Genomic DNA, 14,597 nt, shown 5'->3' on the forward strand with positions numbered 1-14,597 from the left:
GGTCGGGCTACCGCGGCGGCGGCCTGCGGTCCGGTGGCTGTGGTGGCTGCCTGCGGTCCGGTGGCTGTGGTGGCTGCCTGCGGTCCGGTCGCTGTGGTGGCGGCCCGAGGGCGGGTCGCTGCGGCGGAAGCTTGCGGTCCGGTCACTGCGGCGGCAGCTTGCGGAAGTCCCAGGAGGCGATCGCCGTCGGTGTCAGCCGCGCCCATGCGTGACGGCCGTCGTGCGGCATCTCCTCGATGCCGAAGTTCTTGCGAGCGAACAAGGTCTCGGGGACGTCGAGTTCGGCGCACAGCTCCCCGGTGCGGGGCACCTCGCCCACGAAGTCCACGATGCCGGACAGCTCGACGCCCCGCAGCTCCCCGTACTCCTCGCCGGTGTCGATCACCACCGCGATCCGTGGGTCGCGGCGAAGCTCCGTCCAGCGCTTGCTGCGTACCACGGAGTACAGCCACAGCGAGGTGCCGTCCCAGACGAACCAGAGGGCGCTGACATGCGGGGTGCCCTCCTTCGACACGGTCGCGACGCGGCAGGTGCGCTGGGTGGTGAGGAACTCGTCCAGTTCGCCGGGAGTCATCATGATCTTCCGGCCTCTGCGCTGAGTGACGGTCATGCGGTCACCTCTTCTTCTACGTCGACCTTCTTTGTCGACCTTCTTTTACGTCGACAGAGATCCATCGACAGAGATTTTCTGACATCACGTCAGAAAAGCATGGGCTGTCTTCCGTCCCCACGCAATGGTCGTTACGCTCGCCCGCTCCGACCTCCGACGACTGGGGGAGCCATGCCGTCGTACGAACAGCTCAGTGAACTCCTCGACCCCGCCGCCACGGTGCTGCTCACCGTCGAGTGTCAGCAGGGTGTCGTGGGCCCGGACAGCGCGCTGCCCGAACTCGCCCAGGAGGCGCGCTCCTCGGGGGCGCTCGCCCATGTCGCCCAACTGGTCGCCGCCGCGCACGAGAGCGGGGTGCAGGTGATCCACGCGATCGCCGAGCGACGGCCCGACGGGCGCGGCGCCAACCGCAACGCCCGGCTGTTCCGCGCGGCCGAACGGCTGCCCGTGCGGCAACTGTCGGGGACCACGGCGGTACGGGTCGCGGCCCCCATCGAGGTCGCCGACGAGGACTTCGTCGTACGCCGTTTGCACGGGCTGTCGCCGATCGCGGGTACCGAAGTTGACGCGCTACTGCGCAACCTGGGCTGCCGCACCCTCGTCGTGACCGGTGTCTCGGCCAATGTGGCTGTCCCCAACGCCGTGTTCGATGCCGTCAACCGTGGCTACACCGTCGTCGTGCCCGCAGACGCCATCGCGGGGGTGCCCTCCGACTACACCCCCGCGATGATCCGCAACACGCTTGCCCTGGTCGCCACCATCACGGCGACCGACGATGTGCTGGCCTGCTTCAAACGACCGCGCCGCTGAAGTGCGAGGCAGTCACGCGAGTGTGATCGAGTCGCCGTCCACCGTGATGTTGGCGGCGGCCAGTGCCTGGGTCGCGGGCCCTTTCGTCACACTGCCGTCGGTCGCCGAGAACCTGCTGTCGTGGCACGGGCAGATGATCACACCGTCAGTGATGTCCTTCACCGCGCAGCCCTGGTGGGTGCACTTGGACGAGAAGGCCTTGTACGTGCCCGCCGTCGGCTGCGTGACCACCACGCCCTGGTCGGCGAAGACCTTGCCGCCGCCCTCGGGGATGTCGGTGGTCTTGGCGAGGACCGTGCCGCCCGTGCCGCCCGAGTCCCCGGCCGTGGCCTCGCCGCCGCCGCTGCTCGCGCTCTCGTTGGCCGTCGAGCCGGAGGGCTCGTCGTCCGATCCGCACGCGGTCAGCGCGACGGCGAGCCCCGCCGCGCCGACCGCCGTCATGATCGTGCGACGGGCCGGAGCCGGGACGGGGTGAAGCGATTCGCTGGTCATGCCGACATTCCCTTCCAAGAACGTAATGGTGATGCGTACAGGGGTACGGCCCGCCCGGCCTGCCTGTTCAGGGAGTGGAGACTTCTTGACCAAACGACAGCGTGGTGACAGCTGGGTCGACCCATGGGGGGATCCCGGCGCGCGGTGGGCACCCGTCTGGTCAGTTTCCGCCGCCGGGCTGACGGTTCGTCGCAGTCTCGGCGATCACTGAGCACCAGGCGAGGTCCGCGGCATCGCCGGGCGCCTGGGTCGCGGCGTCGAGCCGGCGCTGCCAGAAGCCCGCCTTGCTCCACGCGGTGAAGCGGCGGTGTCCACGGCCGCCCCGAGATCCTCGACCCGGCGGACACCTACGACGTACTGCCCGCCACCGTCGACCACTGCGAGGACCGCTTCCCCGAGCCCTGGCGGCTGGCCCGGGTGGAGGCTTACGCCCACCGGATCGCCGCCGGTGTCACCGGATTGTCTGTACGCGCTGTGCCAGGTCGCGGCGGATACGCCGCGGGACTGCGGTAGTCGTGAGCGGAACGGGCCGATGTCCCGCACGTAGGACGCCGCACTTCCGCCTCCCGTGCCAGTGGCACCCATCAGTAGCCCCCGATTCATGCGGCGGGCGGGTTCAAAATCGCGCTGGCCGGATAGATGGACCCCAACTCCGGTGACGATGCGCGTAGTTCCTGGATCGCCCCTATGCCGATGTGGGCCCAGAACGTCGAGAAAGCGGCGCCACTACCAGCGTCATGGTGGCCGCCCCGCCCCGGCACGGGCTCCCGTTCGCCGCCCAGGAGAATTCGCCCGATCATGGTGGGTATTCGATGGATCATGCGACTTGGCCGGGAGCGGGGGAGACATTACCGCCCTCTTGCGCCGTGATCTTCATCACGGGGCGACATTCCCGGGCCGGGCGTCCGCCGGCGCCTGTCGCCGGGTCGGTGCGATCCAGGGCTTGAGCGCCATCGGAAGCCCGGCCGGCGGAAGCACCCCTCGGGGCAGAACTCGTATAATCTTCAACTAGTCTGAGGCTTAGTCAGATGCTTCGTGTCCGAATTTCCGGGTCATCTCCCGAACGAGCAACGGACGGCACTGGCCCTCCTCTGCCCCATCGCATATGAACACCGGAGTGGAACAACAATGAAGCTCTCCGAGCTCAGGCCCAGTGCGGACGCGGCGCGCGGATACCGCGCCGAGGGGGTCTGGCGGAACGTAGGGCCGCTGGCGGACCTGCGGAAATGGCAGGAGACGGCACCGGATTCGGAAGCGGTGATCACCTATCGGGCCGGTGCGGGCCCGAGCAGGCTCACCTACCGGGAGTTCGGCGAGTACGTCGATCGATTCGCCGGTGCGCTACGAGAGTTGGGTGTCGGCCCGGGACAGGTCGTCGCCGTGCAACTGCCGAACTGGTGGCAGACGAGCGCACTGCTGCTGGCCTGCGCACGCGTCGGGGCCGTTTTCGCGCCGATCATGATGACCATCGGGCCGCGCGAGGTGGAACGGATGCTGGCCCGGCTGGACGCCGGTGTGTACATCGCCCCCGACCGGTGGGGCGACGCACGCTACGCCGACGCAGTGGCCGAGATGGCCCCCCGGCTGCCGGGGCTGCGGCACACGGTGGTGGCCGGCGAGGGCGAAGTCCGGCCGGACACGGTGGACTTCGGCCGTCACTTCGAGCAGACGCCCTGGGAGCGGCGACCCGGGGCGCTGCGGGGAACGCCCGCCGAGGACCCGGACCGCGTCGCCCTGGTGCTGTTCACCTCGGGAACCTCCGGCGAGCCCAAGGGGGTGCTGCACACCTTCAACACCCTCTACGCCGGGGCCTCGGCGGTGCTGGAAGCGGAACAACTGGGCCCGCGGGACCGGTTCTTCACCACGCAGGCACTGACACATGTCTTCGGCGTGATGTACAACATCATGATCCCGCTGCTGGCCGGAGGTGCCTCCGTGCTCTCCGACACCTGGGACCCCGCGGGCGGGCTCGACATCCTCGCCGAGTCCGGGACCACCGTGCTGGCGGGCGCGCCCCCGTTCATCGCGGCGCTGGCCGCCGCGGCCGAGGACGCGCCCCGGCCCACGCCCTCGGTGCGCATGGTCCTCAGCGGTGCCACGACGGTGCCCGGGCCGCTGGTTGCCGCGGTGCCTCGCACATGGGGGGTGCCGTTGCGCACCCTGTGGGGCATGACCGAGGTGCCGGCGCACACCTGGACCCGCCATGACGATCCGCCGCTGTGGGGCGCGCACAGCGACGGCCGACCGGGCCCCGGCCTGGAACTCGGCTTCCGGACGGACGACGGTGCGCAGCCCACCGCGCAGCAGCCGGCCCGGCTGTTCGTGCGCGGCGGCGGCGTGTGCCTGGCGACGTTCGGCCGCGACGGCGGTCCGCTGCGGATGAACTCCGACACGGACGGCGGTTGGTACGACACCGGCGACCTGGCGGTCCCGGACGGCCGGGGCGGGCTGCGACTCCTCGGCCGGGCCGCGGACCGCATCGGCGGTTCCTTCATGATCCCGGTCAACGACGTCGAGACGGAACTCCTCGCGCACCCCGGAGTCCGGGACGTCGCCCTCGTCGGCTACCTGGACGCCCGGGGCGACGAGCTCGCTTGCGCGGTCGTCGTACCGGGCCCGGAGGCGCCCACCCTCACCGAACTGCGGACGTTCCTGGGCGCCCGGGGCATGACCGACTGGTACCGGCCCAGTCGGCTCGAACTGGTCACGGAACTGCCGCGCAACGCCATCGGCAAGGTCCGCAAGGACCTGCTGCGCTCTCAGCTCAAGGACGGGCGGCCGGCGCACGCCTTGCCACACCACGCCTGACATCACGGCGCGTTCGCGCGACCGGCGCGCCCTCATTGTTCTTCGTCAACAAGAGAGACCTCACTCCGATGTACGACTTCTCACCCGCGAATCAACCCGACATCAACCTCGACGGACACCATCTGACCGTGGATGAGGTCCATTGCGTTTCCCGGGTACGGAACGGTGCGACGCTGAATCTGGCCGAGGACGCGGCGGTACGGATGAAGAAGTCCCTTCAGGTCAAGGACAGCCTCATCGCGTCCGGGATACCCATCTACGGTGTCACCACGGGATTCGGCGACAGCAGCAACCACCAGATCGGCCCGCGGAAGGCGGCGGCTCTGCAGCGGAATCTGCTGCGCTTCCTACGCGTGGGCACCGGACCGGTGGCCCCGGACGACATTGTCCGCGCGACCATGCTGATCCGCGCCAACTGCCTCGCCCGGGGCCACTCGGCCATCCGGCACGAGCCCGTCCGCCTCATCCTGGACATGCTCCACAACGACATCCTGCCGCGGATCCCGGAACGCGGCTCGGTCGGCGCGAGCGGCGATCTGGCTCCGCTGAGCTATCTGGCCGCCGCGCTCACCGGCGAAGGCACGGTCACCTTCCGGGGCGAACGGATGCCGGCCGCCGAAGCCCTGCGCACGGCCGGTCTGACACCGGTGGAGCTCGAGGCCAAGGAGGGCCTCGCTCTGGTGAACGGCACCTCGTTCATGTCCGCCTATCTCACGCTGGCGTTCGTCGAGGCGCGTGAACTCGCGTGGTGCGCCGATCTGTGCACGGCGATGGCCGCCGAAATCCGCAGGAGCAGCAAGGACCAGTTCACCGCGTTCCCGCACGACAACAAGCCGCATCCGGGCCAGGGCACCAGCGCGCAGAACATCCGGGAGTTCCTCGAAGGCTCATCTCTGGCCGGCGCCGACGCCGACCTCCGGGGAGACGGTCTGACGGAGGACGACGGCTACCTGGAACTGCGGCGCGGCATCCAGGACCCCTATTCCATCCGCTGCGCCCCGCATGTGATCGGCGTACTGCGCGACACCCTCCTGTGGGCCGAGCAGTGGATCGGCAACGAGATCAACTCCTCCAACGACAATCCACTGTTCGACGCCGAGTCGTCCACCGTCCACAACAGCGGCAATTTTTACGGCGGGCATGTGGCCCAGGCGGCGAGTGCGCTGGCCGCGGCGGTGGCCGGCGTGGGCGACCTCCTGGACCGCCAGTTGCAGCTGCTGGTGGATCCCAAGTTCAGCCTCGGACTCCCGGCCAACCTCATCGCCCCGGTGGACCCCACCGACGCGGCAGCCGGTCTCCACCACGGCTTCAAGGGCGCGCAGATCGCCGCCTCCGCCCTGACGGCCGAAGCGCTCCATCTGACCATGCCGGTCAGCTCGTTCTCCCGGTCGACCGAGGCGCACAACCAGGACAAGGTCAGCATGGGCACCATCGCGGCCCGGCACGCCAGGACGGTCACCCGCCTGATCGGCGAAGTGACCGCGATCCACCTCGTGGCGCTCTGCCAGGCCGCGGACCTCGTCGGCGCGGACGGACTCGGTCTCCGCACCGCCCGTTGCCACCGCTATCTGCGTGGCATCGTCCCGTTCCTGCAGGAGGACCGCCCCCTGGACGAGGACTTCGGACGCATCGCCGATGCACTCATCGACGGATCACTGCGCCGGGAGGTCATGGCCCCGGACGGGCCGTGACCGTGAGTAGCTCCGCCACGAGGACATTCCGGCGCCTTGCGATCGCACGCACCACGCCCCGTTCCCTGATCCAGATCACAACTCCAGACAGGCCCTGGCCCGTCGGATCGGGCTGGGCACGGTGATGATCGTGTCGGCGAGGTCGAAGAAGGCGTCGATCACGGTGGTGCGGCGTTCATAGCAGCGGGCGAGTCGGTGCAAGGCGTTCTGACAGGCGTGCGTGCGCTCGACGTGCCAACGCCGGGCTGGCCTGGATCGGTGCTTTCTCGCCTTTGTGCGCGATGCTGCCGTGGAGACCGCGTTCGCTGAGCAGAGCGCGGGTCTTGTCCGAGTCGTAGCCGGCGTCCAGGTACACGGTGATGTTGTCGGGCAACGGCCCGAGGTCGTCCAGGCGGTCCAGAGGTGGGGCGAGCAGCGGGGAGTCTTGGCGGTTGGCGCCCGCCAGGAAGCGGCCCAGCGGAATGCCGTAGCCGTCCGTCATGCCCGGTCGTGTTGGCGGTCGCCTGGTAGGAACAGCCGAAGCGCAGTCAAATTCAGGCGATCCGTGGAAGGTTGTACTTCGCCCTGCCGAAGGGGAAGAAGACCTGAACCGTCGACATGCCCTTCTCCGTGGCCGAGGAGCTGAAGCGCCACGTCGAGGCGTTCCCACCGGTGGAGGTGGAGCTCCCGTGGGGGAAGCCGGAAGGGCAGGGGAGGAAGTTCTCTCTGCTGCTCACCACACGACTCGGCAACGCCGTCGCGGTGAACACGTGGAACACCTCCACCTTGTGCTGCGGCATACCTATGCCTCGATGATGCTGGAGGCTGGAGAGTCTGTCGTGACCTTGGCGCGGTGGCTTGGGCACTCCTCGCCCGCGATCACCCTCGGTTACTATGCTCACTTCATGCCGGACGCCGGCAGCAAGGGGCGCACCGCCATCGACGGACTGCTTCGGGCGTGAGGAGATCGGCATGCCGGCCGAAACTCCCCAGATTCTCCCCAGACTCCTTGGCGGGTGGTTTTTGCTGCTACACCCCTCTGCAGTTGGCCATGGATTGCAAGATTGAAGAGATGGATGGCCTGGGAAAGTGCTGAATGAGGTCACCGCGACCCGCTACATCACGCCTCTGCGTGAGGGCGGTTCGCTGCCGGGGCTCGTCGAGGCCGACGATCTCGGGATGTATGTCATGAAGTTCACCGGCGCGGGGCAGGGGCGCAAGACGCTCGTCGCGGAGGTCGTCTGCGGTGAGCTCGCCCGTCGGCTCGGCCTGCGCGTGCCCGGCCTGGTGACGATCGGCCTCGACCCCGTCATGGGGCTCGGTGAACCGGACCAGGAGGTTCAGGAGCTGCTCAAGTCGAGCGGCGGGACGAACCTCGGGATGGACTTCCTCTCCCGCGCGATCGGCTTCGACCCCCTCGCCTTCGAGGTGAGTGCCGAGGACGCGGGCCGGATCGTCTGGTTCGACGCGCTGGTCAACAACGTAGACCGATCCTGGCGCAACCCCAACCTGCTGATGTGGAACGGCGATCTGTGGCTCATCGACCACGGCGCCACGATGATCTGGCACCACCACTGGCCCGGCGCACAGGCCTCCGCCGCCAAGCCGTACGACGCCTCCGACCACGCGCTCGCGCCCTTCGGGCCGGACATTTCCTCGGCCGCCACCGAGCTGGCGCCGCTGATCACCGAGGAACTGCTCGCCGAGGTGACTGCCGAGATCCCCGAGGAGTGGCTCGTGGGCGAACCGGGCTTCGAGTCGACGGACGTGCTCCGGCGGGCCTACGCGGAGCCGCTGCTCGCGCGCGCTGCCACCATTCATGAGCGCATCAAGGGCATCGAGGGAGACAAGATCAAAGGCATCGAGGGGGGCAAGTGAGCGAGCGGGATGTCTTCGAGTACGCGCTGCTGCGCGTCGTGCCGCGGGTCGAACGCGGCGAGTGCTTCAACGCGGGCGTGCTGGTGTACTGCCGCGCCAAGTCCTTCGTGGCCGCCCGTACGCATCTGGACGAGACCAAGCTGCGGGCGCTGGACCCGGACGCCGACGTGGCGGGCGTACGGGCCGCGCTGCGTGCCGTCGAGGGGGTCTGCACAGGTGGGAAAGCGGCAGGTCAGGCAGCGGGCGACGATGCCGGTCGGCGCTTTCGCTGGCTGATCGCGCCCCGCTCCACCGTCGTTCAGCCGGGGCCCGTGCACACAGGACTGACCGCCGATCCGCAGGCCGAGGCGGAGCGGTTGCTCGAGTCGTTGGTCAGGTAATGGGTCACACGCCCGCGATGTGCCGTTGACACCGGGTGCCAGGGCTTCTAGCGTCACGTCTGCTGAAGGTACTAAGCGGTCGCTCACCCGAGGGGCGTACCGTGTGAGCCGCAGGACATGTCAAGCCGCAGGGCTTTTCAGACAAGCCGCAGGGCTTTTCAAGGGCGAGGAGAACCAGCAATGTCCACCACTGAGCAGCGCGTCGCCGTAGTCACCGGTGCCGCGCGCGGCATCGGCGCCGCGACCGCCGTACGACTGGCAGCCGAGGGCCGCGCCGTCGCGGTGATCGACCTCGACGAGGCCGCGTGCAAGGACACCGTCGAGAAGATCACCGCCGCCGGTGGCAAGGCCATCGCGGTCGGCTGCGACGTCTCCGACGAGGCGCAGGTCGAGGCCGCGGTCGCGCGGATCGCCGAGGAACTCGGCGCGCCGACGATCCTGGTGAACAACGCGGGCGTACTCCGCGACAACCTGCTCTTCAAGATGAGCGCGTCCGACTGGGACACGGTCATGAACGTGCATCTGCGCGGCGCCTTCCTGATGGCCAAGGCCTGTCAGAAGCACATGGTGGACGCGAAGTTCGGCCGGATCGTCAACCTGTCGTCGTCCTCGGCGCTCGGCAACCGCGGCCAGGTGAACTACTCCGCCGCGAAGGCCGGTATGCAGGGCTTCACCAAGACCCTCGCCATCGAGCTCGGCAAGTTCGGCGTCACCGCGAACGCCGTCGCGCCCGGCTTCATCGCCACCGACATGACCGCGGCCACCGCAGAGCGCGTAGGCATGGGTTTCGAGGACTTCCAGGCCGCCGCCGCCACCCAGATCCCCGTGCAGCGCGTCGGCAACCCCGACGACATCGCCAACGCCATCGCCTTCTTCACCGGCGAGGCCGCCGGATTCGTCTCCGGCCAGGTGCTGTACGTGGCCGGCGGACCGCTCAACTGAGGGCGGGGGACACGGACATGACCGCACTTCCCGAACTCTCCGGCAAGGTTGCGCTCATCACGGGCGCGAGCCGTGGCATCGGTTACGGCGTCGCGGAGGCCCTCATCGCCCGCGGTGACCGCGTGTGCATCACGGGGCGCAACGAGGACACCCTGAAGGAGGCGGTCGAGGCACTCGGTGCCGATCGCGTCATCGGCGTCACGGGCAAGGCACACGACCAGGCCCACCAGGCCGTCGCCGTCGAGCGCACGATGGAGGCCTTCGGGCGCGTCGACTACCTGGTCAACAACGCCGGTACGAACCCGGTGTTCGGCCCGATCGCGGACCTCGACCTGGAGGTGGCACGCAAGGTCTTCGAGACCAACGTCGTCTCGGCGCTCGGCTTCGCGCAGAAGACCTGGCACGCCTGGCAGAAGGACAACGGGGGCGCGATCGTCAACATCGCCTCCGTCGCGGGCATCTCGGCCTCGCCCTTCATCGGTGCGTACGGCATCAGCAAGGCCGCCATGATCAACCTGACCGTGCAGCTGGCACACGAGTTCGCGCCCACGGTGCGGGTCAACGCGATCGCACCCGCCGTCGTCAAGACCAAGTTCGCGCAGGCTCTGTACGAGGGCCGAGAAGAGGAGGCGGCCGCGGCCTACCCGCTCGGCCGACTCGGCGTGCCCTCCGACATCGGGGGCGCAGCCGCCTTCCTGACCTCGGCGCAGTCGGACTGGATCACCGGTCAGACCCTCGTCGTCGACGGCGGCATCTTCCTGAACGCCGGGGTGTGATGACCTGAGCGTCGACGCGGGCGCTCACCGAGGGACAGGAACAGCGCCCGCGTCGAGGCGACATCGGTGCACAGCAGCATGACAACGTAGTCACGAACGCGCTGATCAAGTGCCCTGCCAGGAACATGGGTTCACCGGCAGGGCACTGCGGTATGGTCTGCCGACCCTTGGTACGGCAGATCGAGGAGCGTGCGCGTGTTCAACCGGAACCAACGTCTGCGGCAGCTGGCGGGTATCACGTCCATAACTCTGGTGGCCGGGTGCGGTGTCCTCACCTCGGGATCGACCGAGGACGACGGGCCGATCGTCGTGGGCACCACCAGCGCCCCGAGCACGCTGGACCCGGCCGCCTCCTGGGACGGCTCCTGGGAGCTGTTCCGCAACGTCTACCAGACGCTGCTGAGCTACCCCTCCGGGGCGGTCTCGCCCGAACCCGACGCGGCCGAGAGCTGCGCGTTCATGGACACCTCGAACCGCACGTACCGCTGCACGCTGCGCGCGGACCTGAAGTTCTCCGACGGCGGCACCCTCGACGCGCAGGCCGTGAAGTACTCGATCGACCGGATCAGGAAGATCAACCTGCCCAGCGGTCCCGCGGGTCTGCTGGGCAGCCTCGAACGGGTCCAGGCACGGGGCGAGCGGGAGATCGTCTTCCACCTCAACCAGTCGGACGCCACCTTCCCGTTCGTCCTGGCCACGCCGGCCATGTCGATCGTCGACCCCGACGACTACCCTGCCCGCTCGCCGCGCAAGGACGGAAAGGTCCTCGGATCCGGGCCGTACAGCCTGCGCTCCTACGAGGACGGCGAGAAGGCCGAACTCGTCAGGAACGACCACTACAAGGGCTTCGCCGAGCGCAAGAACGACGCGGTCACCATCCGCTACTTCCCGGACTCCGGCAAGATGGTCGACGCCCTCAGGGACAAGGAGATCGACGTCACCTTCCGTGGCCTCGCCTCCGATGACGTCGTCTCGCTCCGGACCGCCGGTGCCGAGGACTACCTCCAGCTCGTCGAGGGCGCGGGCACCGAGATCAGCTACCTGGTGTTCAACCCGAAGGACCCGTGGGCCAAGATTCCCGCGGTGCGCAAGGCGGTCGCCCAGATCGTCGACCGAGCGGCGATCGCGCACAAGGTCTACAAGGACACCGTCGAGCCGCTGTACTCCATGGTCCCCAAGGGGCTGACCGGGCACACGACGGGTTTTTTCGACGACTACGGGGACCCCAGCTCGTCCAAGGCCCGGCAGATTCTCCTGGAGGCGGGCATCACCGAGCGCGTCCCGCTCACCCTCTGGTACACCACCGACCGCTACGGCTCCGAGACCGCCCCGGAGTTCCGGGAGCTCAAGAGCCAGCTCGAGGACTCCGGCCTGTTCCGCGTCAGCCTCAACGGGCGCCCCTGGAAGACGTACGAAGAGGGCTACCGCAAGGGCGAATACCCGGTGTTCGGGCGCGGCTGGTTCCCCGACTTTCCGGACGCCGAGAACTTCATCGCGCCGTTCGTGGGTGCGCAGAACGCGCTCGGTACGCCCTATCCGGCGCCGCGGATCACCGACGTCCTGCTGCCCCAGTCGCGCCGTGAGAGCGACCGCCGGGCCGTCGTCGAGGAGTTCGAGGAGGCCCAGCAGATCCTCGTCGACGACGCCCGGCTGCTGCCTCTGTGGCAGGGCAGGCAGTACGTGGCGGCGAGCGAGGAGATCGCGGGCGGCGAGCAGGCCCTCGACCCCTCGACGATCATGACGATGTGGGAGCTGTACCGGAAGACCAGCTGGTAGCAGGAGGGAGGCGCGTACGGCCGTACGGGGCGCGAGTCCGATTGTCAGTGGTCGCCGGTAGGTTCTGAGGCCTGGAAGTGACCGCACATCGGAGGAACTTGACGTGACCGACACCGCCATGCTGCCCGAGTCCTGGCGCGGCGTCCTGAGCGAGCAGCTGCAGCAGCCCTACTTCAAGGAACTCACCGAGTTCGTCGAGGAGGAGCGCGCCAAGGGTCCCGTCTACCCTCCGCGCGAGGAGGTCTTCGCCGCACTCGATGCGACGCCGTACGAGCGGGTGAAGGTGCTGATCCTCGGCCAGGACCCGTACCACGGCGAGGGCCAGGGCCACGGCCTGTGCTTCTCGGTCCGCCCCGGAGTCAAGACCCCGCCCTCCTTGCGGAACATCTACAAGGAGATGAAGGAGGAGCTCGGCACCCCGATCCCGGACAATGGCTATCTGATGCCGTGGGCCGAGCAGGGCGTCCTGTTGCTCAACGCGGTGCTGACGGTGCGTTCCGGTGAGGCAAACTCGCACAAGGGCAAGGGCTGGGAGAAGTTCACGGATGCGGTGATCCGTGCCGTTGCCGAGCGGCCCGACCCGGCGGTCTTCGTCCTGTGGGGCAACTACGCGCAGAAGAAGCTCCCGCTCATCGACGAGGAGCGGCACGTCGTGGTGAAGGGCGCGCACCCCTCGCCGCTCTCCGCCAAGAAGTTCTTCGGCTCCCGCCCGTTCACGCAGATCAACGAGGCGGTCGCCCGGCAGGGCCATGAGCCGATCGACTGGCGGATTCCGGACCTGGGCTGACGCCGGTGCCGCTGGGCGGGACCGTCACCGGCCTGGCCCAGCGGCGTACGGGGGCGCCTGAGCGTGAATGTCAGTGCCTGCGGCTAGCGTCGGAAGGGACAGTGACGAGCCTGGAGGACGCGGTGGCGGAGCAACAGGAGAAGGCGGCGCCGGATGCCATGATGACCCGGATCGGCCAGGTCGTCATGCTGCACCACGGTGGCGACCGTGAGGAGGCTCGGGGGCGCTTCCTGGACCTGTGGGCGGAGATCGGCGAGGACGGCGACCCACTGCACCGCTGCACGCTGGCGCACTACATGGCGGACACTCAGGACGATCCTTCGGATGAGCTGGCCTGGGACCTGCGGGCCCTGTCGGCGGCCGAGGAACTCACCGACGGGAGGGTGGTCGAGCACGACCAGTCGCTCGCGGTGCGCGCGTTCTACCCGTCGCTGCATCTGAACCTGGCGGCCGACTATGTGAAACTCGGTCGCTCCGATGCCGCCCGCAGCCAGCTGCGCCGGGCCCGCGGCGCGGTCGGCGCCCTCGGGGACGACCGTTACGGAGACGGTGTGCGGGCGGCCATCGGCCGTCTGGAGCTGAGACTCGGCGGGGCATCAGGGGATGACCTCGGTCCCTTCGAGGGCCCCGGCTCCTTCGGCGGGGGAGGCGAGACGCTGGGGCCGCCGAGACAGCGACCCTAGGGTCCTGGGGAGGGCACCGCGCCAGGCCAGGCCCGGGGTGCGCGGTGCCGAGGTCCGGCGGGTCGGTGTCGCAGGTGTCGCAGCAGGGTGGTCGGGCCGCCGCTCGCCGCACCGCCGCCGAGGGTCTCGGACCGCCTGCTGTGAGGAGTTCCGCATACCGGACCCGTCAATGGCCGTACGTTTCCTTGCAGATGACCGACTCGGGGCTGTCCGCCTTCCAGCCCCCGTACTTCCTGCCGAGGGCACACAGGTCAGGAGTCTTCGGCAGCTCCGGCGTGGCGGGCGGGGTGACGGTGCGGGGTGCGGGCCGGTCCGGCTGGGGCTGTGGAGTGGTGTGTGGGCGTCTTTGCGGAGGCGCCTGCGGAGCGGCGGGGGCCGGGGGAGCCGCATGGCTCGGCTTCGAAGTGCTTGGCGACGGCTTGCGGGACGGCTCGATCAGTGCCAGTGCCTCCCGCGCCGGCGCCTGCACGACCTGTGGCTCGGCGTTGCCGTCCGGACGCGGTGCCGACGGGAGGGCCGGTGCGGGCGGTCGGCTGGAAGCGGGCGGTCGCTGGACGGTCACACAGCCGGTGAGGGCGGTGGCCGCCACGGTGACCAGGAGCGTTGCGGTCGTTGTCGTTCGATGCACCCGCGCAACTCTGGCGCCTGCGGCCGACTTTGGGGAGCGGGCAGGCGCAGGATGCCCCGCACGGGTGATCCTTCCGCTCCTCCGGTGGGCGCCGCCGCCCGCAGGGTGACCCGGAGCTGCCCGGCGTCGCCGCCTGCACGGCGGACTGCAAGCCTCGTGCGATCGCGATCTTCGGACGACTGCGAGCCTCGTACGACTGCGATCTTCGGACGACCGCAAGCCTCATACGATCGCGATCTCCGTATGACCGCGACCGCGTGATCGCCGCGTCGGCCAAGGTCGCACCCGCGCCGTTTCCCGCGAAGTTTCGACGGCATCGCAGACTGGCGGCCGCTGCCGCGGTCGTATGCTTCCGGC

Annotated in this window: 14 protein-coding genes and 1 pseudogene; 10 read left to right on the forward strand and 5 right to left on the reverse strand. The window is 69.1% G+C overall.

All coding sequences use genetic code 11. The features are described from left to right. Nucleotides 1-142 precede the first annotated feature (142 nt). Nucleotides 143-610 carry a pyridoxamine 5'-phosphate oxidase family protein gene (locus AB0D57_RS26780; RefSeq protein WP_362078003.1) on the reverse strand — a complete coding sequence of 156 codons (468 nt, stop codon included), beginning with the start codon at nucleotides 608-610 and terminating at the stop codon, nucleotides 143-145. A gap of 171 nt (nucleotides 611-781) precedes the next feature. Here AB0D57_RS26780 and AB0D57_RS26785 point away from each other — a divergent pair, with 171 nt between their 5' ends. Next, the gene (locus AB0D57_RS26785) at nucleotides 782-1,420 is read left to right on the forward strand and encodes a cysteine hydrolase (RefSeq protein ID WP_362078006.1); all 639 of its coding nucleotides are present in this window, start codon (nucleotides 782-784) and stop codon (nucleotides 1,418-1,420) included. A 12-nt stretch (nucleotides 1,421-1,432) separates the two neighbouring features. On the opposite strand, the gene AB0D57_RS26790 is transcribed toward AB0D57_RS26785, so the two are convergent. Beyond that, nucleotides 1,433-1,912 (reverse strand): Rieske (2Fe-2S) protein, encoded by a 480-nt coding sequence (locus AB0D57_RS26790; RefSeq protein WP_362078009.1) that lies wholly within the window; start codon nucleotides 1,910-1,912, stop codon nucleotides 1,433-1,435. A gap of 1,128 nt (nucleotides 1,913-3,040) precedes the next feature. Here AB0D57_RS26790 and AB0D57_RS26795 point away from each other — a divergent pair. Together AB0D57_RS26795 and AB0D57_RS26800 are read left to right on the forward strand one after the other, a co-directional pair. Then, nucleotides 3,041-4,720 carry an AMP-binding protein gene (locus AB0D57_RS26795; RefSeq protein WP_362078012.1) on the forward strand — a complete coding sequence of 560 codons (1,680 nt, stop codon included), beginning with the start codon at nucleotides 3,041-3,043 and terminating at the stop codon, nucleotides 4,718-4,720. A gap of 128 nt (nucleotides 4,721-4,848) precedes the next feature. Next, nucleotides 4,849-6,411 carry an aromatic amino acid ammonia-lyase gene (locus AB0D57_RS26800; RefSeq protein ID WP_362078014.1) on the forward strand — a complete coding sequence of 521 codons (1,563 nt, stop codon included), beginning with the start codon at nucleotides 4,849-4,851 and terminating at the stop codon, nucleotides 6,409-6,411. A gap of 75 nt (nucleotides 6,412-6,486) precedes the next feature. On the opposite strand, the pseudogene AB0D57_RS26805 reads toward AB0D57_RS26800, so the two are convergent. Both AB0D57_RS26805 and AB0D57_RS26810 read right to left on the reverse strand, forming a co-directional pair. Then, nucleotides 6,487-6,901 (reverse strand): annotated as a pseudogene (locus AB0D57_RS26805) (transposase); the annotation flags it as partial. 43 nt (nucleotides 6,902-6,944) lie between these two features. Further along, the gene (locus AB0D57_RS26810) at nucleotides 6,945-7,190 is read right to left on the reverse strand and encodes a hypothetical protein (protein WP_362078075.1); all 246 of its coding nucleotides are present in this window, start codon (nucleotides 7,188-7,190) and stop codon (nucleotides 6,945-6,947) included. Between the two features lie 289 nt (nucleotides 7,191-7,479). Here AB0D57_RS26810 and AB0D57_RS26815 point away from each other — a divergent pair, with 289 nt between their 5' ends. From AB0D57_RS26815 to AB0D57_RS26845, 7 genes are all read left to right on the forward strand, one after another. Next, a complete protein-coding gene (locus AB0D57_RS26815) occupies nucleotides 7,480-8,268 on the forward strand; it encodes a HipA family kinase (RefSeq protein WP_362078017.1) in 789 nt (262 codons plus the stop codon). After that, a complete protein-coding gene (locus AB0D57_RS26820; protein WP_362078020.1) occupies nucleotides 8,265-8,648 on the forward strand; it encodes a DUF3037 domain-containing protein in 384 nt (127 codons plus the stop codon). Before AB0D57_RS26815 ends, AB0D57_RS26820 begins: the two co-directional genes overlap by 4 nt. A 180-nt stretch (nucleotides 8,649-8,828) precedes the next feature. Next, nucleotides 8,829-9,590 (forward strand): 3-oxoacyl-ACP reductase FabG, encoded by a 762-nt coding sequence (gene fabG, locus AB0D57_RS26825; RefSeq protein WP_362078023.1) that lies wholly within the window; start codon nucleotides 8,829-8,831, stop codon nucleotides 9,588-9,590. A 17-nt stretch (nucleotides 9,591-9,607) separates the two neighbouring features. Next, nucleotides 9,608-10,366 carry an SDR family oxidoreductase gene (locus tag AB0D57_RS26830; protein ID WP_362078026.1) on the forward strand — a complete coding sequence of 253 codons (759 nt, stop codon included), beginning with the start codon at nucleotides 9,608-9,610 and terminating at the stop codon, nucleotides 10,364-10,366. A gap of 195 nt (nucleotides 10,367-10,561) precedes the next feature. Next, the gene (locus AB0D57_RS26835; RefSeq protein ID WP_362078029.1) at nucleotides 10,562-12,142 is read left to right on the forward strand and encodes an ABC transporter substrate-binding protein; all 1,581 of its coding nucleotides are present in this window, start codon (nucleotides 10,562-10,564) and stop codon (nucleotides 12,140-12,142) included. A gap of 103 nt (nucleotides 12,143-12,245) precedes the next feature. Next, nucleotides 12,246-12,929: a uracil-DNA glycosylase gene (locus AB0D57_RS26840; protein WP_362078032.1), complete on the forward strand. Its 684-nt coding sequence runs from the start codon at nucleotides 12,246-12,248 to the stop codon at nucleotides 12,927-12,929. 122 nt (nucleotides 12,930-13,051) lie between these two features. Then, nucleotides 13,052-13,612, forward strand: a complete 561-nt coding sequence (locus AB0D57_RS26845; protein ID WP_362078069.1) for a hypothetical protein — start codon at nucleotides 13,052-13,054, stop codon at nucleotides 13,610-13,612. A 166-nt stretch (nucleotides 13,613-13,778) separates the two neighbouring features. On the opposite strand, the gene AB0D57_RS26850 is transcribed toward AB0D57_RS26845, so the two are convergent. After that, nucleotides 13,779-14,240, reverse strand: a complete 462-nt coding sequence (locus tag AB0D57_RS26850; RefSeq protein ID WP_362078035.1) for a hypothetical protein — start codon at nucleotides 14,238-14,240, stop codon at nucleotides 13,779-13,781. Between the last annotated feature and the right edge of the window lie 357 nt (nucleotides 14,241-14,597).

This window comes from Streptomyces sp. NPDC048275 (assembly GCF_040652275.1).
In the GTDB taxonomy this organism is placed as follows: Bacteria; Actinomycetota; Actinomycetes; order Streptomycetales; family Streptomycetaceae; genus Streptomyces.

Excerpts from the sequence above, each read along its gene's own strand:
- AB0D57_RS26830 (WP_362078026.1), top strand. The coding sequence starts at position 9,608 with ATGACCGCACTTCCCGAACTCTCCGGCAAGGTTGCGCTCATCACGGGC.
- AB0D57_RS26795 (WP_362078012.1), top strand. The coding sequence starts at position 3,041 with ATGAAGCTCTCCGAGCTCAGGCCCAGTGCGGACGCGGCGCGCGGATAC.
- AB0D57_RS26785 (WP_362078006.1), top strand. The coding sequence starts at position 782 with ATGCCGTCGTACGAACAGCTCAGTGAACTCCTCGACCCCGCCGCCACG.
- AB0D57_RS26790 (WP_362078009.1), bottom strand. The coding sequence starts at position 1,912 with ATGACCAGCGAATCGCTTCACCCCGTCCCGGCTCCGGCCCGTCGCACG.
- AB0D57_RS26780 (WP_362078003.1), bottom strand. The coding sequence starts at position 610 with ATGACCGTCACTCAGCGCAGAGGCCGGAAGATCATGATGACTCCCGGC.
- fabG (WP_362078023.1), top strand. The coding sequence starts at position 8,829 with ATGTCCACCACTGAGCAGCGCGTCGCCGTAGTCACCGGTGCCGCGCGC.
- AB0D57_RS26810 (WP_362078075.1), bottom strand. The coding sequence starts at position 7,190 with ATGCCGCAGCACAAGGTGGAGGTGTTCCACGTGTTCACCGCGACGGCG.